Origin of the sequence: Bacteroides faecichinchillae JCM 17102, assembly GCF_000614145.1 — a bacterium.
In the GTDB taxonomy this organism is placed as follows: domain Bacteria; phylum Bacteroidota; class Bacteroidia; order Bacteroidales; family Bacteroidaceae; genus Bacteroides; species Bacteroides faecichinchillae.
The window spans coordinates 116,878-142,760 of record NZ_BAKK01000001.1 but is presented as its reverse complement, the minus strand read 5'-3'; the positions used below and the strand labels follow the sequence as shown (position 1 = coordinate 142,760).

The window sequence follows — 25,883 nt, the reverse complement described above, 5'->3', positions numbered from 1 at the left end:
AACTGAAAAACATTATATATGGAACAAAGAATAAAATTTCCTCGCTCTCATAAAGTATATCTACCCGGTAAACTTTATCCTAATATTCGTGTAGCTATGCGGAAAGTAGAACAAGTTCCCAGCACCTATTTTGAAGGAGAAGAAAAGATTGTAACACCCAATCCGGAAATATATATATACGACACCAGTGGACCGTTCAGCGATCCGAATATGAGTGTTGATCTGAAAAAAGGATTGCCACGTATGCGGGAAGAATGGATCGTCAGACGAGGTGATGTAGAACAGCTTTCTGAAATTACATCAGAATATGGACAGATGAGACGTGATGATTCCAGTCTTGACCATCTACGTTTTGAACATATCACCCTGCCTTATCGTGCAAAGCGAGGAGAAGCAATCACTCAGATGGCATATGCCAAACGGGGAATTATTACTCCTGAAATGGAATACGTAGCTATCCGCGAAAATATGAATTGCGAAGAACTAGGAATTGAGACTCATATAACGCCCGAATTCGTCCGCAAGGAGATATCAGAAGGACGTGCCGTACTGCCAGCCAACATCAATCACCCAGAAGCGGAACCAATGATCATCGGCCGTAACTTTCTGGTGAAAATCAATACAAATATCGGAAACTCCGCAACTACTTCCAGCATTGACGAAGAAGTAGAAAAAGCACTATGGAGCTGCAAATGGGGAGGTGATACATTAATGGACCTCTCTACCGGTGAGAATATTCATGAAACACGTGAATGGATCATCCGTAACTGTCCTGTTCCGGTAGGCACTGTACCTATTTACCAAGCATTGGAGAAAGTAAATGGTGTTGTAGAAGACCTGACTTGGGAAATATACCGAGATACTTTAATAGAACAATGCGAACAAGGGGTAGATTATTTCACTATTCACGCTGGTATCCGTCGTCATAACGTCCATCTTGCTGACAAACGTTTATGTGGCATTGTTAGTCGTGGAGGAAGTATCATGAGTAAATGGTGTTTAGAACACGACTGTGAAAGTTTCTTGTATGAACATTTTGATGATATCTGCGATATTTTGGCACAATATGACGTCGCAGTATCATTGGGAGACGGATTACGTCCGGGTTCTATTCACGACGCTAATGATGAAGCTCAATTTGCAGAATTAGACACTATGGGAGAATTGGTTCTTCGTGCATGGGAAAAGAATGTACAAGCCTTTATCGAAGGCCCCGGTCATGTACCTATGCACAAAATCAAAGAAAACATGGAACGACAGATTGAGAAATGCCACGATGCACCTTTTTATACTCTCGGTCCATTGGTAACCGACATAGCACCGGGATATGACCACATCACTTCAGCTATTGGAGCTGCACAAATTGGCTGGTTAGGTACTGCCATGCTGTGTTATGTCACTCCCAAAGAACATCTTGCCCTACCGGACAAAGAAGATGTTCGCGTAGGTGTAATCACTTACAAAATAGCAGCCCATGCAGCAGATTTAGCAAAAGGTCACCCAGGTGCACAAGTAAGGGACAATGCACTAAGTAAAGCGCGTTACGAATTCCGTTGGAAGGATCAACTCGACTTGTCTCTTGACTCGGAACGTGCACAGGCTTATTTTCGTGCAGGACATCACATAGATGGAGAGTATTGTACGATGTGTGGTCCTAACTTTTGTGCTATGCGATTGTCACGTGATTTAAAGAAGAACAGGAAATAATCCTAATTTCTTCATATTTAAATTTTAATTCTATATTCTATTATGTTCTCAGACGAATTAGAAAAAATATCCTGGGAAGAGACGACAACAGCCATCTATTCCAAAACCGATGTTGATGTACGTCGTGCACTAAGTAAAAAGGAGCATCTGGATGTCAATGACTTTATGGCACTGATTTCTCCTGCTGCTACTCCTTATCTGGAAGTTATGGCACGTCTTAGCCAAAAATATACAATGGAACGGTTTGGTAAAACCATCTCTATGTTTGTACCGCTCTATATTACCAATTCATGCACTAATTCATGCGTTTATTGTGGTTTCCATATCAGTAATCCAATGAAAAGAACCATACTGACCGAAGAAGAAATTGTCAATGAATATAAAGCTATCAAGAAGCTAGCTCCTTTTGAAAACTTATTGCTCGTTACAGGAGAAAATCCAGCCGCAGCGGGAGTTCCATATATTGCTCGTGCATTAGATTTGGCAAAACCTTACTTTAGCAATCTGCAAATTGAAGTAATGCCTCTAAAAGCTGAAGAATACGAGGAACTGACACAACACGGTTTGAATGGTGTAATTTGTTTCCAAGAGACTTATAACAAGGCTAATTATAAGATCTATCACCCAAGAGGTATGAAGTCCAAATTCGAATGGCGTGTCAATGGTTTTGACCGGATGGGTCAGGCAGGTATCCATAAAATTGGTATGGGAGTGTTGATCGGTTTGGAAGAATGGCGGACAGATGTTACTATGATGGCTTATCATCTCCGTTATTTACAAAAACATTATTGGAAAACAAAATACAGTGTTAATTTTCCACGTATGCGTCCATCTGAGAATGGAGGATTTCAGCCTAACGTCGTTGTGAATGACCGGGAACTGGCACAGCTTACTTTTGCCATGCGCATTTTTGACCATGATGTAGATATCTCCTATTCAACCCGTGAAAGTGCAGAATTTCGTAATCATATGGCAACTTTGGGAGTAACAACCATGAGTGCAGAAAGTAAAACCGAACCGGGAGGGTATTACAGCTATCCGCAGACATTGGAACAATTCCACGTAAGTGATGAACGAAAAGCGGTAGAAGTGGAACGTGACTTAAAAACACTCGGACGTGAACCGGTTTGGAAAGACTGGGATCAGAGTTTCGATCAACTCCCAAAAGGGAGAGTTTCTAGAATCTCATAGCCATTACAAATATAAAACATTATTACTTATGCGATACAGCAGACAAGTCATGCTTCCTGAAATTGGAGAAACAGGTCAAGCCAAACTGAAAGAAGCAAGAGTCCTCATTGTAGGCGTGGGAGGGTTAGGCTCTCCCATCGCTCTCTATTTAGCTGGAGCAGGTATTGGCACTATTGGGCTGATAGATGATGATAAAGTAAGTATCAGCAATTTACAACGTCAGATATTGTATACCGAAGCTGATATCGACCGTCCCAAAGCAGTTTGTGCCGCAGAAAAACTTTCTTCTCTCAACAGTGAAATTCGCCTTCATTCTTATCCTACACAACTTAGTATCGATAATGCACTCGAACTTATTAAGAACTATGATATAATAGTAGATGGTTGTGATAATTTTACTACTCGTTATCTCATGAATGATACGTGTATCACATTAGGAAAAACATATGTTTATGGAGCAATATGCGGATTTGAAGGACAAGTTTCTGTTTTTAACGAAGGAGAGAACAGGAAAAACTATCGCGACCTATATCCTAATGAGGAAGAAATGAAACGTATGCCTTCTCCTTTCAAAGGTGTTGTAGGAATTACACCTGCTGTAGTGGGAAGTATTGAAGCAACCGAAGTTTTGAAACTAATCTGTGGCTTTGGTGATACTTTGTCAGGTAAATTATGGACAATTGATCTGCGGACATTACAAACTAACATATTTTCACTATAAACGTTGGTTTCTGAAGTACCTAATCACTAACTTTGCTAAACTTTACAGTTTAACAAAAGAAATGAAATTAATTGTAGTTACTCCCCCCACTTTCTTCGTTGAAGAAGATAAGATTATTACCGCTCTTTTTGAAGAGGGACTGGATATTCTACATCTTAGAAAACCGGAAACTCCGGCTATGTATTCAGAACGCTTATTGACACTTATTCCTGAGAAATATCACCGACGCATCGTTACACATGAACATTTTTATCTTAAAGAAGAATATAATCTAATGGGAATTCACTTAAATGCCCGTAACCCAAATGAACCACACGATTATGCTGGTCACGTCAGTTGCTCGTGTCATTCTGTAGAAGAAGTGAAAAATAAAAAACATTTTTACGATTATGTGTTTATGAGTCCCATTTATGACAGTATTTCCAAAGTGAATTACTATTCCACCTATACGGCAGAAGAACTACGCGAAGCACAGAAAGCAAAAGTAATTGATTCCAAAGTGATAGCACTGGGAGGGATCAACGCTGATAATCTATTAGAAATAAAGGATTTTGGATTTGGTGGTGCTGCTATATTAGGAGATTTATGGAACAGATTCGACGCTTGTTCAGATCAGGATTATCTAGCAGTTATTAGGCATTTCAAAAAGTTGAAAAAGCTAGCTGACTGAGAAATATAAAAATTAGATATAAACTAAAAAGAAGGTATCCATGTCGGACGCCTTCTTTCCTATCTTTATTATTTATAGTTTAGAACTCGTAGTGGAAACCGATGGAAAGATCTTCACTAGTGAGCTGAAGTCCAAAAGCATCTCCGTCAGAACGCATGTTTCTTTGATATCCTAAAAAGCCGTATTTAGCAATAAAAGAAAAATGATCATTCAGTTTAACGGCAATACCCGGTCTTAAACCAATCTGACCGTATTTAGTAGTATCATTGTCCTTCATTTTGTTGAAACCAATTGCAGCGGTTCCATCCAAGAATAAACGTACAATATCGTTCTGGTAGTATGACCAACGAATATAAGGAGCCACAGCAAATGAATTAATGTATGCTCCTTTCAAATAATCGTGTGAATAACCTAACTCAGCTCCCAACGCCCATTTCTCATTAAAGTTGTAACCAATTTCCGGAGCAATCATGAAGGATGTCGAGTTTTCAGTGCTTGCACGCCAAATACTAAAAGATCCACCAACATAAACTCCCTGTGCTTTTACAGCCAAAGTGGCTAATAATACAACTAATACTAATAATCCTTTTTTCATCTCATTTTTATTTTAGTTAAACAAATAAACCCCATATAAATATGGGGCTGTTTTCGAGCTACAAAAGTATACCTCTTTTTTTAATGAAACAAATTTTTTGTTAGTTTTTTATAATTAGGAGAGTATGAACGTAAATGCAAGTTCGTATAACTACTTTTAAAAGCTCCATCTGTTACATTTAATCCTTAATTGAAATTTTATTCCTATAAATACTCCTTAGTTTTAAAAAAAGGACTTACTCTCAGAGCAAATCCTTTTCCTATTAATATTAAATACTATCAAAGCTAATCATATCATTCTTCAATTGCTGCCTGAGCTGCCGCCAAACGTGCGATAGGCACACGGAATGGAGAACAACTAACATAATTAAGACCCACCCTATGGCAGAACTTCACAGAAGAAGGTTCACCTCCATGCTCGCCACAAATACCACACTTCAAATCCGGACGAATAGCACGACCTTTTTCAGTAGCCATACGTACCAATTGACCTACACCTTTCTGGTCGAGTACTTGGAATGGATCTACCTTCAAAATCTTCTTTTCCAGATATACCGGAAGGAAAGAAGCTATATCATCACGAGAATAACCAAATGTCATCTGTGTCAAGTCATTAGTACCAAATGAGAAGAATTCTGCAGAAGAGGCAATGCGGTCTGCAGTTAATGCAGCACGCGGGATTTCGATCATTGTACCTATTTTAAATTCAATTCTATCTCCCACTTCTGCAAACAGTTTCTCTGCTTCTGAACGAATTACTTTTTCTTGTTCCTGGAATTCATACACGATACCTGTTAATGGAACCATAATCTCAGGATGAGTTTCTATTCCCTCTTTCTTCAATTCCAGAGCAGCACCTAAAATAGCACGTGTCTGCATTTGAGTAATTTCCGGATAAGTATTTCCTAAACGGCAACCACGATGTCCTAACATTGGGTTATGTTCACACAACGATTCTACACGTTGTTGAATATATTGCAGACTTACTCCCATTGTATCCGCCATTTCCTGCTGACCTTTCAAATCATGAGGAACAAACTCATGCAAAGGAGGATCAAGCAAACGTACAGTTACCGGGCAACCAGCCATAGCTTTGAAAATCCCTTTAAAGTCAGCTTGCTGATAAGGAAGAATCTTAGCCAATGCCTTACGACGTCCCTCAGCATTTTCTGCCAAGATCATCTCACGCATAGCTTTAATCTTTTCACCTTCAAAGAACATATGTTCTGTACGACAAAGGCCAATACCTACTGCACCAAAGTTACGCGCAACTTCCGCATCATGAGGAGTATCTGCATTAGTACGAACTTGTAAACGAGTATATTTATCTGCCAATTTCATCAAATCAGCAAAGTCACCGGAAAGTTCAGCAGCTTTTGTCTCAACCTTACCTTGATAAACTACACCTGTACTACCGTTCAAAGATATATAATCACCTTCTTTCAGAAGAACACCATCAATTTCTACAGTACGTGCTTTATAATCAATATTCAATGCACCTGCACCTGAGACACAGCATTTCCCCATACCACGAGCAACTACAGCAGCGTGAGAAGTCATACCACCACGTGCAGTAAGGATTCCTTCAGCAACAGCCATACCAGCTAAGTCTTCCGGAGATGTCTCAATACGAACCATCACAACGCGTTTACCTGCAGCATGCCATTCAGCAGCATCTTCAGCAAAAAATACAATTTGTCCTGTAGCAGCACCTGGAGAAGCAGGAAGACCGCGAGTAAGAACTTTCGCTTTTTTCAATGCTTCTTTATCAAATACCGGATGAAGCAATTCATCCAATTTATTAGGTTCACAACGCATCAAAGCAGTCTTTTCATCAATCATACCTTGACGGAGCAGATCCATAGCAATCTTCACCATAGCAGCTCCTGTACGTTTACCATTACGAGTCTGGAGGAACCAGAGTTTCCCTTCCTGTACAGTAAACTCCATATCCTGCATATCTTTGTAGTGATTTTCCAACTTTGTCTGAAGCATATCCAACTCTTTGAAAATCTCCGGCATAGCCTCTTCCATAGAAGGATAATTAGCTGCACGATCTTCCTCACTCACACCAGCCAATTTAGCCCAGCGTTGAGAGCCGATCTTAGTAATTTGTTGTGGAGTACGGATACCGGCAACAACATCTTCGCCCTGTGCATTAATCAAGTATTCACCATTGAACAAATCTTCACCTGTTGCAGCATCCCGAGAGAAACATACACCAGTAGCTGAAGTATCACCCATATTACCGAATACCATTGCCTGAACGCTAACAGCAGTTCCCCATTCGTCAGGAATTCCTTCCATTTTACGATAAAGAATAGCACGTTCGTTCATCCATGAATTGAACACCGCGCAAATAGCTCCCCAAAGTTGCTCATAAGCACAAGTCGGGAAATCCCTTCCAGTCTGATCCTTAACAGCAACCTTAAAGCGTTTTACCAACTCTTTCAAGTCTTCTACTTCCAATTCATTATCCAGCTTCACGCCTTTTTTATGTTTCACGTCTTCGATGATTGCCTCAAATGGATCTACATCTTCTTTATTGACAGGTTTCATACCCAATACTACATCACCGTACATCTGAACAAAACGACGATAAGAATCCCATGCAAAACGGGCATTGCCAGTCTTACGCGTTAAACCTTCCACTACTTCGTCATTCAAACCCAAGTTCAGGATAGTATCCATCATGCCCGGCATAGAAGCACGTGCACCGGAACGTACAGAAACCAATAAAGGATTTTCTACGTCACCGAACTTTGATTTCATCAATGTTTCTATATTGGCGATTGCTTTTTCTACTTCAGCTTTCAGAAGAGATACAACTTTATCTTTTCCTAATTCATAATATTCTATGCAAACCTCTGTAGTAATTGTAAATCCCGGAGGTACGGGAACACCAATAAGATTCATTTCGGCAAGATTGGCGCCTTTTCCACCTAATAGATTTCTCATGCCAGCCTTTCCTTCTGCCTGACCATTACCAAAGGTATAAACTCTTTTTTTATCCATAATATTGTGATTAAAGTTACATTATGACTTTTTTCTGTTCGCAAATCTAAGTATATTTCCCAAACCAGAAAACTTTTTAAGAAAAAACTTTCTATCAAAATGCAATTTCGACATTACAATCTGGAATATTTTCACTGACACGAAAATTTTCCAAAAAAAATACCTACTTTTGCGTCATAATTATTAGATTGGTGTAAAAGTGGCAAGAAAGAAAAAAGAGCTTCCCCTTTTGGAGAAGGTAACAATTATGGATGTGGCTGCCGAAGGAAAAGCCATTGCAAAAGTAAATGACCTGGTTATTTTTGTTCCGTATGTAGTTCCGGGTGATGTTGTTGACCTACAAATCAAGCGTAAAAAGAACAAATATGCCGAAGCTGAGGTAGTGAAGATTCATGAATACTCACCCAATCGTGCCGTTCCTTTCTGCCAGCACTATGGCGTATGCGGTGGTTGTAAATGGCAAGTACTCCCCTATTCAGAACAAATCAAATATAAGCAAAAACAGGTAGAAGATAATCTGAAACGTATTGGTAAAATCGAATTACCAGAAATTTTGCCAATCTTAGGCTCTGAAAAAACAGAGTTCTACCGGAATAAACTTGAGTTCACTTTTTCTAACAAACGCTGGCTAACTGCCGAAGAGATTCGTTTGGATGTGAAGTATGACCAAATGAATGCAGTAGGTTTTCACATCCCGGGAGCCTTCGACAAAGTATTGGCTATAGAGAAATGCTGGCTCCAAGACGATATATCCAATCGCATACGTAATGCGATACGCGACTATGCTTACGAACACGATTATTCGTTCATCAATCTACGTTCGCAAGAAGGTATGTTGCGGAATATGATTGTCCGCACATCTTCTACTGGAGAATTAATGGTGATTATGATCTGTAAAATTACGGAGGACCACGAAATGGAGTTATTCAAGCAATTACTTCAATTCATTGCTGATTCTTTTCCTGAAATTACTTCGCTCCTATACATTATTAATAATAAGTGCAACGATACGATCAATGATCTCGATGTGCATGTATTCAAAGGAAAAGATCACATCTTTGAAGAGATGGAAGGTTTGCGTTTTAAAGTTGGTCCGAAATCATTCTATCAAACGAATTCAGAACAAGCTTATAATTTATATAAAATAGCACGAAATTTTGCCGGATTAACTGGAAATGAACTTGTGTATGACCTTTATACCGGAACAGGAACCATTGCTAATTTTGTATCTCGCCAGGCACGACAAGTCATTGGCATTGAATATGTACCGGAAGCGATTGAAGACGCTAAGGTTAATGCCGAAATCAATAACATCAAAAATGCTTTATTCTATGCCGGTGACATGAAAGATATGCTGACGCAGGATTTTATCAACCAACATGGGAAGCCTGATGTGATTATTACTGACCCTCCTCGCGCCGGTATGCACCAAGATGTAATTGATGTAATCTTATTTGCTGAACCGAAACGAATAGTATATGTAAGTTGTAATCCAGCTACTCAAGCACGCGATCTGCAATTACTTGATAACAAATATAAAGTAAAAGCTGTACAGCCGGTAGATATGTTCCCACATACTCACCATGTAGAAAATGTTGTATTGCTGGAACTTCGATAATTCATTGAACCGTTCTTAAAAGAAAATATAGAAATGAAAAAAAGACCGAGAAAAACCCCTGCTGAAAAAGCACGTGCCCAATATACTAACTACACCGTTAAAGAACCTGCAGAACTCATGGAATTTCTGGCTGCCAAAATGCCCGATGCAAGTCGTACGAAGCTGAAATCATTGTTAAGTAAGCGGGTGGTGCTAGTGGATAATGTTATTACCACGCAATTTAATTTTCTTTTGCAACCTGGAATGAAGGTACAAATCAGCAAGGAGAAAGGTAAGAAAGAATTCAATAATAAACTGCTGAAGATTGTATATGAAGATGCATATATCATCGTTGTAGAAAAGATGCATGGATTACTTTCCGTAAATACAGAACGTCAGAAGGAACGGACAGCCTATACGATCTTAAATGAATATGTACAGCGCTCAGGGCGTCAATTCCGAGTATATATCGTTCATCGCCTGGATAGAGATACTTCTGGATTAATGATGTTTGCCAAAGATGAAAAGACACAACGAACGTTGCGTGATAATTGGCATGATATCGTAACAGACCGCAGGTATGTTGCTGTAGTAGAAGGTGAGATGGAAAAAAACTATGATACAGTAGTCTCTTGGCTAACAGACAAAACAATATATGTAAGTTCCAGCCAGTTTGATGACGGAGGTTCCAAATCAATCACTCATTATAGGACAATCAAACGTGCCAATGGGTATTCTTTACTGGAGCTTGATCTGGAAACTGGTCGCAAGAACCAAATCCGCGTTCATATGCAGGATTTAGGTCATCCCATTATTGGTGATGGTAGATACGGAGGCGAAGATTCTCCTAATCCGATAGGACGATTAGCCCTTCATGCTTTCAAACTTTGTTTCTATCATCCGATTACAGGAGATTTAATGGAATTTGAAACCCCATATCCGGTAGACTTTAAGAAATTGTTTCTGAAAAGATAATTCTAAAGATAAAAGGAGAAACATAAAAAGCTATCCGCTGAATATAGGAGTATATTTAACGAATAGCTTTTTTATGATAGAAATTTTACATCAATCTGCCATCACCAAAGTAACCGTTCCCTGATCTATATTATTAGAATACAATCGCCCTGTAAGATATCTTCCATCCACATATATAGCTTCTAAAACTAACAAAGGATATCTATTTCCATAATCCAAGTACAAGTCTCCATGGTCAATCCACCAGCGTACATCTAAAATAGCGGCCCTCTGATCCCAATCATAAAACCACTGCTCATCTTGTCCAAAGCCATTACTTTTAAAAGTAATGCCACTTTCTACAGGCTCACCATCTACATAAAATCCCAAATCACCAACCCACGTGCGACCTACAATATGATCAAATATCGTATCATCATCTTCACATGAAGTAAAACCAACGAATAACGTTAGTATCATCAAGATACTTGCATATTTCTTCACTGTTTTCATATTATTCTAGTTTATTGCGTTTATAGTTTACAAAAATAACGTTTTTATTTTACGATACACATCAAGCCACAAGTTTTTTGTACCTTTGCATCATAATATTAAAACTTTCACATGAAACTTCTTTGGCTTGATTTAAATAGTTCGTATGCTCATTCATCATTGGCGCTGCCTGCACTACATGCTCAAATTGCGAATGATAGCACGATTGAATGGTGTATGGTATCAGCAACCATAAACGAAAATATTGGAAATATCGTGCAGCAAATCTATCATTGTAAACCCGACATTATCGCTGCTACCAATTGGCTATTTAACCACGAACAATTACTCCATATCGTTTCACGCGCAAAGTCCTTGCTTCCAAATAGCTCCGTCATCCTTGGTGGTCCGGAATTTCTTGGAGATAATGAAGACTTCTTAAGAAGAAACAAATTTGTCAATGGAGTGTTTCGGGGAGAAGGCGAAGAAGTATTCCCTATTTGGTTAAAAGTTTGGAATCAACCGGTAAAAGAATGGAGTTCCATACCCGGTCTTTGTTATCTGGATCAATCAGGGAAATATCAAGATAACGGCATTGCTCGTGTCATCCGCTTTTCAGAACTTGTTCCTCCCGAAAAAAGTCGTTTCTTCAATTGGAGTAAACCGTTTGTTCAATTAGAAACAACAAGAGGTTGCTTTAATACTTGTGCTTTTTGTGTAAGTGGAGGAGAAAAACCTGTTCGTACGATTCCTATTGAAACTATTAGGGAGCGATTGAATGTTATTCATCAACACGGTATAAAAAATGTACGAGTTTTAGATCGTACTTTCAATTACAATAGCAAACGAGCCAAAGCATTATTGGATCTATTTCGTGAATATCCGGATATATGTTTTCACCTTGAAATCCATCCTGCTTTACTCACAGAAGAATTAAAACAAAAGCTTGCCACCCTGCCTAAGGGTCTATTACATTTAGAAGCCGGCATACAAAGTCTGCGAGAACCGGTACTTGAACAAAGTCGGCGAATAGGTAAACTTGATGATGCTTTAGCAGGACTTAAATATCTCTGTTCTTTAAAAAATATGGAGACTCATGCAGATTTAATTGCAGGTCTTCCACTCTATCACCTTTCGGAAATTTTTGAAGATGTACACACATTGGCTAGTTACGGGGCAGGAGAAATCCAACTGGAATCTCTAAAATTACTGCCTGGAACAGAAATGCGCAAAAAGGCTAAAGAACTAGGAATACAATATTCTCCTTTCCCTCCCTATGAAGTATTACAGACTCAGGAAATCACAGTGGAAGAATTACAAACCGCCCACTATTTATCCAGATTATTAGATGGATTCTACAACACTTCTACATGGAGAGGAATTACTCAAACATTAATTTTGGAAAATCCTCATTTTCTCCATGATCTACTTCATCATCTCATTGAAACTAATGTGATAGATAATCCTTTAAGTCTAGAGAAACGCGGATTGATCCTCTATAATTTCTGTAAAAGCTATTATCCGGATTATCTTACCCAAGTAACAATTGCATGGATAGAAGCTGGTATGTCACTTAAAAAGATTCCTGCAGAAAAAGTCAAAACTAAACGACAGACACCCCCAGAAAACTGGCAAATAATATATGGAACATATCGTGAAAATCTAAGATTATGTTTTCTACCTACTGATGATAAAGGAAACGGTTACTGGTTTGGTTTTGAATCGGAAATTCAAAAAATCGAACCTGTATTTAAAGCAGTAACGTTATAAAATCATTTCCTGAAAATATATCATTAGGATATTCTATTTCTTAACCATAACAGACACTCATCAAGAAGCTTTATTGCATAGTATACAAAATCTAAACCATCGGAGATATCGAGAAATTCCTTCTGAAATAATACCTACCGAATTTGGAAGTAATGTTTTTTTTAAACTAGACAAGCATTGGAAGATAAAGACAGGAATTCAATACCAACATAATTATGATACTAAAAAAATGGGAATGGGTTTCTCTATGCAAGAATACATACAGCTGGTAAGACAAATCAATGTTTAACAATAAACCTAACAATTATTTCACTAACAAATAAATTACCGTACGCCCTGCCCCATATCGGCTTAACCACCCCTCTCCTACAAACTGATTTAGATCATGGATCGCTTTGTTCTTCAATGTATGAGTAATACGACAATAGTCAGTTCGAGTAATACATGGATGAGTTTCCAGATAACTTCTCAAAATATCTTCTTTCTGTTTCAGAGTTATTTCTTTAGAGGTCATGACAGGTTTTTCTACTCGTTCCAAAGGAATTGACCGCATACTTTTCCGCAGACTATTACTAATCCGAAGATTTACATTCTTAAAATGAACAGAACCCGAGCGGATTTCTTTTTTCTCTTTTATCGGACGACTAGTAACAGTAGCCGATAAATATCCCAACTCCCCTAATTGTACAATATATCCATCACGCAGAAATTCAATGACAGCATCTGTTATACAAGTCATTATTGCATCAGCTTGCCCACGACTGAAACCACCGGAAGTTTTCTCTACCCATTTATATAGTTTCTCCTTGCTAATTGTCCCCTCAGGAACAATTCTTGCACGATATTTTTCTTCTTTCTCTTTGTTATCAATGCCATGAACCTTGTATATATCATATTTTGCCATATCACATTAATTATTTAATAATTACTATAAAAATAATCGCATTCACATGTGAACCTTTTCGAATCTACATCTAATCTTTTTCGTATTTACATGTAAATACCTAAAAGATAAAATACGAATACGATTTAGTTTTGCCGTAAAAGTAGGAAAGTTTTAGCTGAGAAGGAAGTATATCTTCCATTTTATTCTCTACCTTTGTAAAAATATTCAGAAAAAACATCCTATTATAATGAAAAAATTTATCAAGGGATTCCGGTTTACCCCATCCAATTATCCGGCTGATGTAGAAGAAAAGATACAGAAACTCAGAAAACAAGGTTATAAACTCCCCCCACGCAAAGTGCTCCGTACTCCTGAACAGTTGGAAGGAATCCGCGAAAGTGCTAAAATCAACACCGCATTACTTGATTATATCTCCGCGAATATTCATGAAGGAATGTCTACAGAAGAAATTGATAACATGGTGTATGATTTCACTACTAGCCACGGAGCTATCCCTGCTCCACTCAACTATGAAGGCTTTCCCAAAAGTGTCTGTACGAGTATCAACGATGTCGTATGCCACGGAATACCCAGTAAATCGGAACTCCTGAGAAGTGGAGATATTATTAATGTTGATGTATCCACTATCTACAAAGGTTATTTTTCCGATGCATCTCGTATGTTTATGATTGGAGAAGTCAGCCCTGAAATGCGCAAATTAGTCCAAGTAACAAAAGAATGTTTAGAAATTGGCATTGCTACCGCCCAACCATGGAAACAATTGGGAGACGTAGGTGCTGCTATCCAAGAACATGCAGAAAAGAACGGATATAGTGTCGTACGCGAGCTTTGTGGACATGGTGTAGGTATGAAATTCCATGAAGAACCAGATGTGGAACATTTTGGACGTCGTGGCACAGGTATGGTGATCGTGCCGGGTATGACTTTTACCATCGAACCAATGATCAACATGGGAACTTTTGAAATATTTATAGACGAAACTGACGGATGGACTGTCTGCACAGATGACGGACTGCCTTCTGCACAATGGGAGAATATGATTCTAATTACTGAAACCGGAAATGAAATCCTGACCTATTGATGGAATTAATACTACTTATTGTTATAGTAGCGCTATTATTAGCTTTACTCATATTATCACTTACTAAAAGTAATAACCAGGCTCAGACAGAACACTTACAAACAGCTTTGCGCCAGCAGATGCAAGAGAACCGGGAAGAGCTAAACCGCAGTATTCGGGAACTCCGCATGGAGATGATGCAAACGCTGAATCAGAATTTGCAACAACTTCAGGATATACTACATAAGAATATGATAACAACCGGAGAATTGCAACGTCAGAAGTTTGACGCGATGGCACACCAACAGGAGACACTAATCCAATCAACCGAAAAGCGGTTGGATGATATGCGTCTGATGGTAGAAGAAAAGCTTCAAAAGACGTTGAACGAACGGATTGGTCAATCTTTTGAGATTGTACGTTCTCAACTTGAAAATGTACAGAAAGGGTTGGGAGAAATGAAATCATTGGCACAAGATGTCGGTGGATTAAAAAAAGTGTTGAATAATGTCAAAATGCGAGGTACTTTCGGTGAGGTACAACTTGCCGCTTTATTAGAGCAAATGATGAGTCCGGAACAGTATGCTGCCAACGTCAAGACAAAAAAAAGCGGAACAGAGTTTGTCGAGTTCGCAATCAAGCTGCCGGGGAAAGACGATGCTAACAGTATAGTTTATCTACCTATTGATGCTAAATTCCCTAAGGATGTCTACGAGCAATATTATGATGCATTTGAGACCGGAGATACTATACTAATAGAATCCTCCGGAAAACAACTGGAAAATACGATCAAAAAGATGGCAAAAGATATTCATGATAAATATGTAGATCCCCCTTTTACTACAGATTTTGCTATTATGTTTTTACCATTTGAAAGTATCTATGCAGAAGTAATCCGACGGACCAATCTTATAGAAACTCTTCAAAAAGAATATAAGATTGTCGTAACAGGACCGACAACTTTAGGCGCTATTTTGAATAGCCTTCAAATGGGATTCCGTACTCTTGCCATTCAGAAACGAACCGGAGAAGTATGGACTGTATTGGGTGCTGTTAAAACAGAATTTAGTAAATTCGGAGGTTTACTTGAAAAAGTACAAAAGAATCTGCAAAATGCCGGTGATCAATTAGAAGAAGTAATGGGTAAACGCACTCGCGCTATTGAACGAAAACTTCGACAAGTAGAACAATTGCCCCATGAAGAAAGCCAAAAGATTCTACCTATTGATGATGGAGAAGATGATTTAATAGATTAATCTTTCCACTAAATTATTCTAATTACTTGATTCCACTTTACATATAGAGAGAAATCCTCATAAATAACTCGTAAAACAAAAACTAAAAATTGACTAATAAAACGCCAGATTAACGCAATTCCCATGTAAAATAAACATTCAAATTGCGATAATCTGCGCTCATCTGTATATTAGAAGTTACATATCAATAATCTATAAAATTATTGCAGTCCTCTACATTTATCTTTGAATCCAATAATTAACCTTTAATACATTACAACTTCTAAGTATTTGTTTTATATCTTCGACAACACCTATAGCACAATCCTTATTTACTTTCAGACCAATTGTTATTTCACTTGAATCTTTTAATGTTGTTTTGAGATCTATTATTTCCTTCTTTAATTCCTCCAAGGTAAAATTTTTCAATTCCGTCTTGGTTCCGCCAGAAGATCCATATAGAGTAAGAGTTGCTTCAGTTATCACTTCAGCAGGTTCCTGTTTTTCTTCTTTTTCAGAATCATATATAATCCCATATTTTTTAGAGACTGCTCCTTGCCTTACAAGAATCGGAAATACAGAGTCTAAATAATCCTTACTATTATTCGAAGATTCTAATGCTATTCTTGCTCGAATATTAACATACGCATTCTTTATGCTTTGAAAAATATTTTTTATTGAACCTTCATTAGCATTCCAATCAAACTGATATAATATAAGTTCTGCATTTTGGGGATTCTTTTTCCAAGAATTATAAAGTTTTTCTTCTAATGCCTTTTGCAAATCCTTTTGTTCTAATATATCCGTATTGAACATAATTCGATTCTTTCTATTTACAAAAAGATAATTAGTATGCAAAGGAGATCCCTTCTTACCTTTCAATTGACTTTGATAAGCACGATCCTCATTACTAAAGAAATTTACCAGTTCCCAATAAGAATCTTCCTGTCCTTGCTGAGTGACTTCTTCCACAATAGGCGCTAAAGTCGCTTTTACTTCCGGCTGTGCAAACGCATAAAGCGTCCCGGCCATTACGGGCACAATAAGTAATAATTTCAACCTTGCCCAACGGTTTGTTCTTTCTTTTAACATCATAGTAATACGTTTTTTAAGTTTAGAGTGATTAAAGCCGTTAGCCATAGAGTAGAGCCTTGTACCAACAGCTTTCTTCACCAATAAAAGTTGATATCTTGTTGCATCGATGCCTGTATTGAGCACTCCATTATCCGCTTCAAATTCATGCACTTCTTGTAGTTCACGTTTCAGCAACCAAATCACCGGATTAAACCAGAAAAACGCCAAAAAGAACTGCATAAGTAATAAATCAAGCGTATGACGATAACGTAAATGCATCGTCTCATGAAGTAATATTTCGTTTACTTGCCGGGAATAATCTAAAGCAGAAACAACAATATATTTTCCCCAGCAAAAAGATGAAACCGATTGTGAAACAACCATTAATTTGTATTTACCACATTGATGCATTTCTCCCGTTCGGATTAACTGAAGCATCCTAAAATGAGAAACCACCAACCAACATAAAGTAAATAAAGCGCCCACAATATAAATAATCCCCAAAATAACAGGACACCAATTCGTGGACTGTTCATTTCCATTTTTATCCAACTGTATATCCCAATTCACCCCATCCAAATACACCATATTTTGTTCATCACCTAAAGCCTCTTGAATAGTCCGCAAAGGAGCAGTGAAAAGAGTTTCCTCCACAGTAGTAAACTCTATCAAAGGTAATAAAGTACATCCTAATATCCCGACTATCAATACCACTCGGTTAAAACGAAAAAATGTAGTCCCACTCATTAATAACTTAAAAAGCAGATAAAAGACGGTCAGGAAACATCCGGATTTCAGTAAATAGAACAAAAACTCTCCCATTGTATCAACTTATTTAAAATTGAATGTCTTCTAAGATATATTAGCCTAAAAAGTAAAAGACTATTTATTAGTACGTCCTCTTTCAATACTATCTATCAATGCTTTCAATTCATCAACAGACATACCTTCTTCTTCGATAAATGAAGACACAACATTAACATAGGAGTTATTATAATACTGTGAAATAACATCTTTCAAAGCAGAACTTTTATACTCCTTCTCTGAAATAAGTGTATAATATTGATAAGTATTTCCATAAGGCTTATATCCTACAAATCCTTTCTCTTCTAAACCTCTCACAAGCGTAGAAACCGTATTATAGTGCGGTTTAGGCTCATCATAATATGCTAATAGTTCACGAACAAACATAGGCCCATTCTCCCAAAACATTCGCATAATCTCTTCCTCTTTTACTGTTAATCGTTTCATTTCTTTTATGCTATTATTTAGTACTACAGTGCAAATATAATACTTATATTTAAACAATCAACTAATAAAAGCAGTTATTCTACTAAAACAAGTAGTTATTTAACTATTGTTATTAGTAGATATTTATCTCACCTTATTATAATAACAAAATTAGGGCAACTTTGTGGTCTGTTATTTATATTCCGTACCTACTTTTTGGGAGATCGTTTTTCTATCCATTGAGCTTTTATTCTGTATCAACGGTTCGCACCTTAATATATCTATGGATTTAAAATAGATAATTTTTAGGAATTAATAAAATTACGTAAGTTTGCAAGTAGAATAACGAAATCCCCCTCAATGAAAAATATCATCGACAAAATCAGACAAGTTTACCCGGTTTCCGACGAAGCACTTCAGGTATTGCAAACGAACATGCAGATAAAGTATTACCCCAAAAACACTTATATAGTACAATCGGGAGTAACAGACCAACTGGTTTATTTCATTGAAGAAGGAGTTACTCGTTCTGTTTTTCATCATAATGGACAAGACACCACTACTTGGTTCAGTCAAGAGGGTGACATTACTTTCGGTATGGATTCATTATATTACAAACAGCCGTCAGTAGAGAGTATTGAAACTCTTTCGGATTGTAAAATCTATGTCATCCATATAGACAAGCTGAATGTTCTTTACGAAACATATATTGATATAGCCAACTGGGGTAGAATACTGCATCAGAACGTAAATAAGGAACTCAGTCACATGTTTGTAGAAAGACTCCAACTTTCACCTAAAGAACGATATGAACAGTTTAATCGGCGCTACCCCGGGCTGGTAAATCGAGTGAAGCTGAAATATGTAGCGGCTTTCTTAGGTATTTCTATTTATACACTCAGCCGGGTACGTGCCCAAAAATAGATTTTATTGGTCTTTTTGCTTTCAAGCAAAAAAACTTCATTTTGGAAGCCGTATCTTTGCCATCTCATCTGAAAATATTAACTAAAATAACAAAAAACAAATGTCAAGCATTTCTTCAGCAGCTTTTACAGACACCAAGCCGCATTATGATCTTCTAGACGGACTTCGTGGTGTAGCCGCACTTATGGTTATATGGTACCATATATTCGAAGGTTACGCTTTTGCCAGTGGTAGTGGTACTATTGAAGGCTTCAATCACGGATATTTAGCAGTGGATTTTTTCTTCATCCTTTCAGGCTTTGTTATCGGTTACGCATATGACGATCGCTGGGGGAAAAATTTTACAATGAAAGATTTTTTTAAACGCCGTTTGATACGTCTTCATCCTATGGTAGTGATGGGGGCTGTTCTAGGGGCTATTACATTCTATATTCAGGGTTGCGTGCAATGGGACGGAACACATATTGACATATCAATGATCATGTTATCTCTCCTTTGTACCATATGTTTCATTCCTGCGATGCCTGGTGTAGGTTATGAAGTCCGTGGCAATGGTGAAATGTTCCCATTAAACGGACCTTGTTGGTCGTTGTTCTTTGAATACATAGGAAATATTCTTTATGCTATATTTATTCGTCGCTTGTCAAACAAGGCACTTACTGCACTGGTAGTATTATTAGGGATAGCATTAGCATTATTCGCGATCCTTGATATCTCAGGTTATGGAAACATAGGAGTAGGTTGGACTTTGGACGGTATAAACTTTGTAGGTGGATTATTGAGAATGCTTTTCCCTTTCTCTATGGGGATGCTCTTATCACGTAAATTCAAGGCTATCAAAATAAGAGGCGCTTTTTGGATATGTACAATTATATTAATTCTTTTATTCGCAGTACCTTATTTGGAAGGTACAGATCCTATTTGTACAAATGGGATTTATGAAGCATTTTGCATTATCATAGCTTTCCCTATTCTTCTCTGGCTGGGAGCGTCGGGCACTACCACAGACAAGAAATCAACTAAGATATGTAAGTTTCTGGGAGACCTATCATATCCAATCTATGTGATACATTATCCATTTATGTATTTATTCTATGCATGGTTGATCAAAAATCAACTTTTCACCCTCGAAGAGACTTGGCAAGTTGCATCGTGTGTTTACACATGGAATATATTATTAGCTTATCTATGCTTGAAACTATATGATGAACCAATAAGAAGATATTTAGCTAAACGCTTCTTAAATAGGAAATTATAAACTAAACGAGACAGAACTCATCTTTTGAAATGCACCTTAAATTTAAATAACAACTTTTGAGGTGCATTTTTGCGGGACAGTCTCGTTTTCTTTTATTCATTTTTATACCTTTTTCTAAAGAATTTTTCGTTATACAAGACTACTCAACAATTGAAAAAGCAATTATTTACAATGACCGTTTTTTTTAATTAGAATAACTCCTTAAAGCAAGTTTCTTCACCCAAAGAACGAATATTCCTGTCAAAATTAAATTGAGTACCAAAGTTAGAACTGAAATAACCAATGCTGGACCACCTAAATTATATCCTAAAGCGATAAATATAATCCCAGCTCCAACTTCACCACGAGTAAACATACCAATAGACAGTGCAAGTCTTTCACTCAATTTACGGCCACGATAGAAGAACATCGGGCAAAGTTTTCCCATATTAGAAAGGAAGGATACGATCACTACATGAAACAAAATCATTCCCCATGACATCATTTCCTGTGAACCAGTAACCGAATAAGTACTAGTATGTGTTTCTGCAAAGTTTACTCCAATAAAATGAGGCATACTCATTCCTACCAAAAACATAAAAAAGAAAGAAACTCCAGAAGATACTTTCCTCTCTACAGAAGTATCATGTTCCCTATGCTTCATAATCATACCCAATACAAACGCCGGTAATAACACCTCAATATGAATGCTTCCTTCTTCACCGTATAGTTGCTTACTACCAAGATAAAGTAACTGTGTAGCCAGAAAAATAAGTATCGAATAAAAGAGAATTGCCTTCCAGTCCTGACGCCAATCATATTTATTCAACTGTCTCCAACCAATTGCCAAAAGCCAAAATACAATCACTACTACAATAATCAACTGCCAACGCAATCCGATCATCATAATCTGAAGCGGAATCATTAAAATAATAGTATCCAAGTCATCAAAAATAGCCAGCACTTGAATTTTCTTATAAATCCAACTTGACTTTAACCCGATAGCGGCCAACATAGTAAACAAAATACCTGCCGATGTAGGTGCAGCAAAACGGCTAAGCAATAGATTTTCTTTCCAAGCCTCCCAACTATTCCAATATTCGGGTGGAAGCAATACGAAAACGTAATAGATTGCAATCATAAACCAAGGCAAAGCAGCAGTAGCCATCGCTATAAAATAATCCTGCGCATAACTTTTCCAATGGGACTTGTCGAGAACAAACTCCCGACCTACATTAATCATTATAAAACTAAGACATACATAGAGTAGCACATTCGCTACTTGCTTGACGGTTCCATAACTATTACCTGCCAACATAGGCAGAAATTGTGAAATGACGAGTCCCAATATCAGGAAACCCGAAAAAGACAGAACTTTTCTCATATTTATAAATATATTTTTAATCTTAGTGATTGCCCGGGAAAGCTCTGTAGACAGAGAGCAATCACCTGGTATATAAAAAACTAACCGCAAAACGATTTGTTCAGAAAAAGACTCTGAAAAATCATCTTGCGGCAGTATCTTAATCCAGCTTCAGTACAGCGAGGAAGGCTTTCTGAGGCACCTCCACGTTACCAATTTGTTTCATTCGTTTCTTTCCTTTTTTCTGCTTTTCAAGCAACTTTCGCTTACGGCTTACGTCACCACCATAACATTTTGCCGTTACGTCCTTACGGACAGCCTTTATCGTCTCACGTGCTATAATCTTAGCACCAATAGCCGCTTGAATTGCTATTTCAAACTGCTGACGAGGAATCAACTCTTTCAATTTCTCACACATCCGGCGACCCATATCATACGCATTATCAAAATGGATCAATGTAGAAAGCGCATCCACTGGCTCACCATTCAGCATGATATCCAGTTTTACAAGTTTTGAAGGACGGAAACCATCCGGATGATAATCAAATGAAGCATATCCTTTTGAAATACTCTTAAGTCGATCATAGAAATCAATAACGATTTCTCCCAAAGGCATATTATAAAATATTTCTACCCGATTGCCCGAAATATATTCTTGTTTGATTAACTCACCACGCTTACCCAAACAAAGCGTCATAATAGGACCGATATAATCTGTAGTCGTTATAATAGAAGCTTTGATATATGGTTCTTCAATATGATCAATTAAAGTCGGATCGGGCATACCTCCGGGATTGTGCACTTCCTTTACTTCTCCCTGCTTATCATAAATCATATAAGAAACGTTCGGAACCGTCGTAATCACATTCATATTGAACTCACGATCGAGACGTTCCTGCACAATCTCCATATGGAGCAATCCCAAGAAACCGCAACGGAAACCAAAACCTAAAGCCAATGACGATTCCGGTTGGAAAGTTAAAGAAGCGTCGTTCAATTGTAATTTCTCTAACGAAGCACGCAAGTCTTCGAACTCTTCGGCTTCAATCGGATATACCCCGGCAAATACCATAGGCTTCACCTCTTCAAAGCCTGCAATAGCTTTGCTGCAAGGACGAGCTACATGTGTAATAGTATCTCCTACTTTCACTTCCTTCGAAGTCTTGATTCCAGAAATGATATATCCCACATCACCTGTACGAAGCTCCTTACGTGGAACCATCTCCATCTTCAGTACCCCTACTTCATCTGCCTCATACTCCTTACCAGTATTGAAAAACTTCACTTTGTCCCCCGCACGTATTACTCCGTTCTCAATTTTAAAATAGGCAATAATCCCACGGAAAGAATTAAATACAGAGTCGAAAATCAATGCTTGTAACGGAGCTTCTTCATCTCCTTCAGGATGAGGAATACGTTCGATTACGGCCGTCAAGATTTCTTCAACTCCCATCCCCGTTTTTCCGGATGCACGAATAATTTCTTCCCGCTTACATCCCAACAGTTCGACAATTTCGTCTTCCACTTCTTCGGGCATGGCACTTGCCATATCGCATTTATTAATAATAGGAATTATTTCAAGATCATGTTCTATAGCCATATACAGATTAGAGATAGTCTGTGCCTGTACACCCTGCGAAGCATCTACAATCAGTAACGCACCTTCACAAGCAGCAATGGAACGAGATACTTCATACGAAAAGTCCACATGTCCTGGAGTGTCAATCAGATTAAGGATATACTTTTCACCTTTATAGGTATATTCCATTTGAATAGCATGACTCTTGATCGTGATACCTCTTTCTTTCTCCAAGTCCATATCATCAAGCATCTGCCCGGTTGTTACCTGAATTGTATTAGTAAATTCTAGCAAGCGGTCTGCTAAAGTCGATTTACCATGGTCTATATGAGCAATAATGCAAAAGTTTCGTATTTTCTTCATACGGAATTCTAATTTATTTTATCTTTTTCGGTGTGCAAAGATACGTAAATGATGGAATATAAAAAATGCGTTGATAACATTATAACAATGTATCAACGCATTTTTTATTGCATAAGTGAGATACTCGCTTAGATCAATTTGATGAAAAGTTCACCTTCAACTTCCTCTACAGAAAGTTTGTCTTCTCTTAATAACCAGCCAAGGCCAAGGAACAAGTCTTTATCAACCAATTTCGTTGCCTTTTTCAACTGTTTGGCAGTCATTCCTTCTGTTCCATTCAGTACATTCCAGATATTACCTGCAATTTCACCTGCTTTTTCTTTCAACATTTGCTTTGAAAATTTTAGTTATACATGCTATTAAATCAACAATTCAAAAGAACTATCAGATTTTATATCGGCAACAAAGATAGTTATTTTTATGTTATATAACACTTTATATACTGTTTTTTTGTTATTTTTGTAATAAAAACAGCTTTACTATCCTTATTTGGGGTGGATTTTAAGGTACTCTACCCAAATTCTAGCAGCTTCTTCTACCATTTTTGCGCATGGACGCTTTGTATAGTATTGAGTAGTGCGTTCTTCAGGAGTAGATACAATAGGTTCTTTCTTCTTCAATCCTAGCAACTCTCCACAAATTAGTGATCCATTACGTTTCTTAAATTCAGCTGCTAACTCCTGTACTACAGCATAATTTGCCGCTTTTCCTTCACGATCTGTTGCTTCCGTAGCACCTGTTTCCAATCCTGCCACCAGAAATAGCCCGCATGCAGCTCCACAGGTTTCCCTCATTCTTCCAATTCCTCCGCCAAAAGAAGCAGCCATACGTAACGCCTGTTCCTGGGTAAAACCATACATATCGGCAAAAGCAGCTACAACAGATTGCGAACAATTATACCCACTTTTAAAAAGCTCCACAGCCTTTTGTATTCTATCTTCCATTTCTATTTTTTTTATTTTTATGCAAAGGTATAAAAAAGTATCTTTGTAACAGTTTTATAAATTAAAGAAATGATGGCTACAACATTCGATATTCAGTTACCTCATTATCCACGCGGATTTCACTTGATTACGAGCGATATAATCGCTCAACTCCCCGCTTTACCAAAAAGCGGTTTACTCGTAGTATTTATCAAGCATACCTCTGCCGGACTAACAGTCAACGAAAATGCAGATCCAGATGTTCGACAAGATCTCCAGACTTTCTTCAACAAACTGGTACCGGATGGCGCTCCCTACTTTATCCACAGCGATGAAGGTCCAGACGATATGAGCGCGCATTTAAAGGCCTCTCTAATTGGAAGTTCCATCACTATACCTATCAAAAATCATCGGCTAAATTTGGGAACGTGGCAAGGAGTCTACCTCTGCGAATTTCGTAATGGAGGAGACAGCCGCAAATTAAGTATTACTATCTTATAATTTCTATTCAACGTTCTATTTCAAGCGTCATTGGGCAATGGTCAGAATGTACTGCTCCATTTAAAATACACGCACTTTTCAACATCGCACCTAACGGCTCACTAACCATGCAATAGTCAATTCTCCAACCTTTATTTTTGGCACGTGAGTTAAAACGGTAACTCCACCAAGTATACTCCTGTTTTTCAGGATAAAGTAAACGAAAAGAGTCTATAAAACCTGTTGAAAGAAAACGTGTCATCCACTCCCGTTCCTCAGGGAGGAAACCGCTATTAGTTGCATTCCGAATTGGATCATGAATATCAATTGGTTCATGACAAATATTATAATCACCACAAAGAACTAGGTTGGAGCGGGATTTCTGTAATTCCAATACATACTTCTGAAAGTCTTCTAGCCAAACCATTTTGAAAGCTTGCCGTTCGTCCCCACTTGTTCCTGAAGGATGATAAACGCTAACTACTGACAAATCTCCAAAATCCGCACGGATAAATCGTCCTTCGTTATCATAAGCCTCGATTCCCATACCATATTCAACATGATCCGGCTCCTGCTTTGTAAGAATAGCTACACCACTATATCCTTTTTTCTGTGCGGAATACAAATAAGATTTATATCCTAATGCATCAAAAATTTCACTCGGATACTGGTCCGGCTGTAGTTTTGTCTCTTGCAGACAAATAACATCTGGATTCTCTTCTGCCAACCATTCCGGTAAACCTTTCGAAACAGCAGCACGAAGCCCGTTCACATTATACGTAATAATCTTCATCATC

General features: G+C 37.8%; 23 protein-coding genes. 12 read left to right on the top strand and 11 right to left on the bottom strand.

Translation table 11 applies throughout. From position 1 onward, the window contains the following. Positions 1-18: 18 nt before the first annotated feature. The 4 genes from thiC (at position 19) to JCM17102_RS00545 (ending at position 4,289) form a co-directional block, all read left to right on the top strand. The gene (gene thiC / locus JCM17102_RS00560; RefSeq protein WP_025073564.1) at positions 19-1,707 is read left to right on the top strand and encodes a phosphomethylpyrimidine synthase ThiC; all 1,689 of its coding nucleotides are present in this window, start codon (positions 19-21) and stop codon (positions 1,705-1,707) included. Positions 1,708-1,749: 42 nt separating this feature from the next. Continuing rightward, positions 1,750-2,898, top strand: a complete 1,149-nt coding sequence (gene thiH / locus JCM17102_RS00555; protein ID WP_025073563.1) for a 2-iminoacetate synthase ThiH — start codon at positions 1,750-1,752, stop codon at positions 2,896-2,898. A gap of 28 nt (positions 2,899-2,926) precedes the next feature. Continuing rightward, entirely contained in the window at positions 2,927-3,619 is a 693-nt protein-coding gene (locus JCM17102_RS00550) for a HesA/MoeB/ThiF family protein (protein WP_025073562.1), read from the top strand. 61 nt (positions 3,620-3,680) lie between these two features. Next, positions 3,681-4,289 (top strand): thiamine phosphate synthase, encoded by a 609-nt coding sequence (locus JCM17102_RS00545; protein ID WP_025073561.1) that lies wholly within the window; start codon positions 3,681-3,683, stop codon positions 4,287-4,289. 79 nt (positions 4,290-4,368) lie between these two features. Here JCM17102_RS00545 and JCM17102_RS00540 read toward each other — a convergent pair whose 3' ends face one another. Next, on the bottom strand, positions 4,369-4,884 hold the full coding sequence (locus JCM17102_RS00540; RefSeq protein ID WP_025073560.1) for an outer membrane beta-barrel protein: 516 nt from the start codon (positions 4,882-4,884) through the stop codon (positions 4,369-4,371). Positions 4,885-5,177: 293 nt separating this feature from the next. Further along, positions 5,178-7,898, bottom strand: a complete 2,721-nt coding sequence (gene ppdK / locus JCM17102_RS00535; protein WP_025073559.1) for a pyruvate, phosphate dikinase — start codon at positions 7,896-7,898, stop codon at positions 5,178-5,180. 247 nt (positions 7,899-8,145) lie between these two features. Here ppdK and rlmD point away from each other — a divergent pair, with 247 nt between their 5' ends. Both rlmD and JCM17102_RS00525 read left to right on the top strand, forming a co-directional pair. Further along, on the top strand, positions 8,146-9,516 hold the full coding sequence (gene rlmD, locus JCM17102_RS00530) for a 23S rRNA (uracil(1939)-C(5))-methyltransferase RlmD (protein ID WP_262481088.1): 1,371 nt from the start codon (positions 8,146-8,148) through the stop codon (positions 9,514-9,516). Between the two features lie 33 nt (positions 9,517-9,549). Then, a complete protein-coding gene (locus tag JCM17102_RS00525; RefSeq protein WP_025073557.1) occupies positions 9,550-10,470 on the top strand; it encodes an RluA family pseudouridine synthase in 921 nt (306 codons plus the stop codon). Between the two features lie 90 nt (positions 10,471-10,560). Here JCM17102_RS00525 and JCM17102_RS00520 read toward each other — a convergent pair whose 3' ends face one another. Further along, a complete protein-coding gene (locus JCM17102_RS00520; RefSeq protein WP_025073556.1) occupies positions 10,561-10,962 on the bottom strand; it encodes a hypothetical protein in 402 nt (133 codons plus the stop codon). A gap of 111 nt (positions 10,963-11,073) precedes the next feature. Here JCM17102_RS00520 and JCM17102_RS00515 point away from each other — a divergent pair, with 111 nt between their 5' ends. Continuing rightward, positions 11,074-12,711, top strand: coding sequence for a B12-binding domain-containing radical SAM protein (locus tag JCM17102_RS00515; protein ID WP_025073555.1), 1,638 nt, complete (start codon positions 11,074-11,076; stop codon positions 12,709-12,711). 304 nt (positions 12,712-13,015) lie between these two features. On the opposite strand, the gene JCM17102_RS00505 is transcribed toward JCM17102_RS00515, so the two are convergent. After that, complete coding sequence (locus tag JCM17102_RS00505; RefSeq protein WP_025073553.1) at positions 13,016-13,615, bottom strand: HU family DNA-binding protein; 600 nt, start codon at positions 13,613-13,615, stop codon at positions 13,016-13,018. A 229-nt stretch (positions 13,616-13,844) separates the two neighbouring features. On the opposite strand from JCM17102_RS00505, the gene map reads away from it, so the two are divergent. Then, the gene (map, locus tag JCM17102_RS00500) at positions 13,845-14,699 is read left to right on the top strand and encodes a type I methionyl aminopeptidase (protein ID WP_025073552.1); all 855 of its coding nucleotides are present in this window, start codon (positions 13,845-13,847) and stop codon (positions 14,697-14,699) included. After that, positions 14,699-15,934 (top strand): DNA recombination protein RmuC, encoded by a 1,236-nt coding sequence (locus tag JCM17102_RS00495; RefSeq protein WP_025073551.1) that lies wholly within the window; start codon positions 14,699-14,701, stop codon positions 15,932-15,934. The genes map and JCM17102_RS00495 overlap by 1 nt, the downstream gene beginning before the upstream one ends. Before the next feature lie 219 nt (positions 15,935-16,153). Here JCM17102_RS00495 and JCM17102_RS00490 read toward each other — a convergent pair whose 3' ends face one another. Both JCM17102_RS00490 and JCM17102_RS00485 read right to left on the bottom strand, forming a co-directional pair. Further along, entirely contained in the window at positions 16,154-17,641 is a 1,488-nt protein-coding gene (locus JCM17102_RS00490; protein ID WP_245798438.1) for a M56 family metallopeptidase, read from the bottom strand. 228 nt (positions 17,642-17,869) lie between these two features. After that, the gene (locus JCM17102_RS00485; RefSeq protein ID WP_025073549.1) at positions 17,870-18,238 is read right to left on the bottom strand and encodes a BlaI/MecI/CopY family transcriptional regulator; all 369 of its coding nucleotides are present in this window, start codon (positions 18,236-18,238) and stop codon (positions 17,870-17,872) included. A gap of 339 nt (positions 18,239-18,577) precedes the next feature. On the opposite strand from JCM17102_RS00485, the gene JCM17102_RS00480 reads away from it, so the two are divergent. Continuing rightward, a complete protein-coding gene (locus JCM17102_RS00480; protein ID WP_025073548.1) occupies positions 18,578-19,141 on the top strand; it encodes a Crp/Fnr family transcriptional regulator in 564 nt (187 codons plus the stop codon). Between the two features lie 100 nt (positions 19,142-19,241). After that, entirely contained in the window at positions 19,242-20,399 is a 1,158-nt protein-coding gene (locus tag JCM17102_RS00475; protein WP_025073547.1) for an acyltransferase family protein, read from the top strand. A gap of 184 nt (positions 20,400-20,583) precedes the next feature. Here JCM17102_RS00475 and JCM17102_RS00470 read toward each other — a convergent pair whose 3' ends face one another. The 4 genes from JCM17102_RS00470 to JCM17102_RS00455 form a co-directional block, all read right to left on the bottom strand. Further along, complete coding sequence (locus JCM17102_RS00470; protein WP_025073546.1) at positions 20,584-21,762, bottom strand: cation:proton antiporter family protein; 1,179 nt, start codon at positions 21,760-21,762, stop codon at positions 20,584-20,586. Between the two features lie 139 nt (positions 21,763-21,901). Next, positions 21,902-23,683, bottom strand: a complete 1,782-nt coding sequence (gene lepA, locus JCM17102_RS00465) for a translation elongation factor 4 (protein ID WP_025073545.1) — start codon at positions 23,681-23,683, stop codon at positions 21,902-21,904. Positions 23,684-23,811: 128 nt separating this feature from the next. Continuing rightward, positions 23,812-24,012 carry a winged helix-turn-helix domain-containing protein gene (locus tag JCM17102_RS00460; RefSeq protein WP_025073544.1) on the bottom strand — a complete coding sequence of 67 codons (201 nt, stop codon included), beginning with the start codon at positions 24,010-24,012 and terminating at the stop codon, positions 23,812-23,814. Positions 24,013-24,168: 156 nt separating this feature from the next. Further along, positions 24,169-24,627 carry a C-GCAxxG-C-C family protein gene (locus JCM17102_RS00455; protein WP_025073543.1) on the bottom strand — a complete coding sequence of 153 codons (459 nt, stop codon included), beginning with the start codon at positions 24,625-24,627 and terminating at the stop codon, positions 24,169-24,171. 72 nt (positions 24,628-24,699) lie between these two features. On the opposite strand from JCM17102_RS00455, the gene JCM17102_RS00450 reads away from it, so the two are divergent. Then, positions 24,700-25,107: a secondary thiamine-phosphate synthase enzyme YjbQ gene (locus JCM17102_RS00450; RefSeq protein WP_025073542.1), complete on the top strand. Its 408-nt coding sequence runs from the start codon at positions 24,700-24,702 to the stop codon at positions 25,105-25,107. Positions 25,108-25,114: 7 nt separating this feature from the next. Here JCM17102_RS00450 and JCM17102_RS00445 read toward each other — a convergent pair whose 3' ends face one another. Then, positions 25,115-25,879: an exodeoxyribonuclease III gene (locus JCM17102_RS00445; RefSeq protein ID WP_025073541.1), complete on the bottom strand. Its 765-nt coding sequence runs from the start codon at positions 25,877-25,879 to the stop codon at positions 25,115-25,117. Positions 25,880-25,883: the final 4 nt, after the last annotated feature.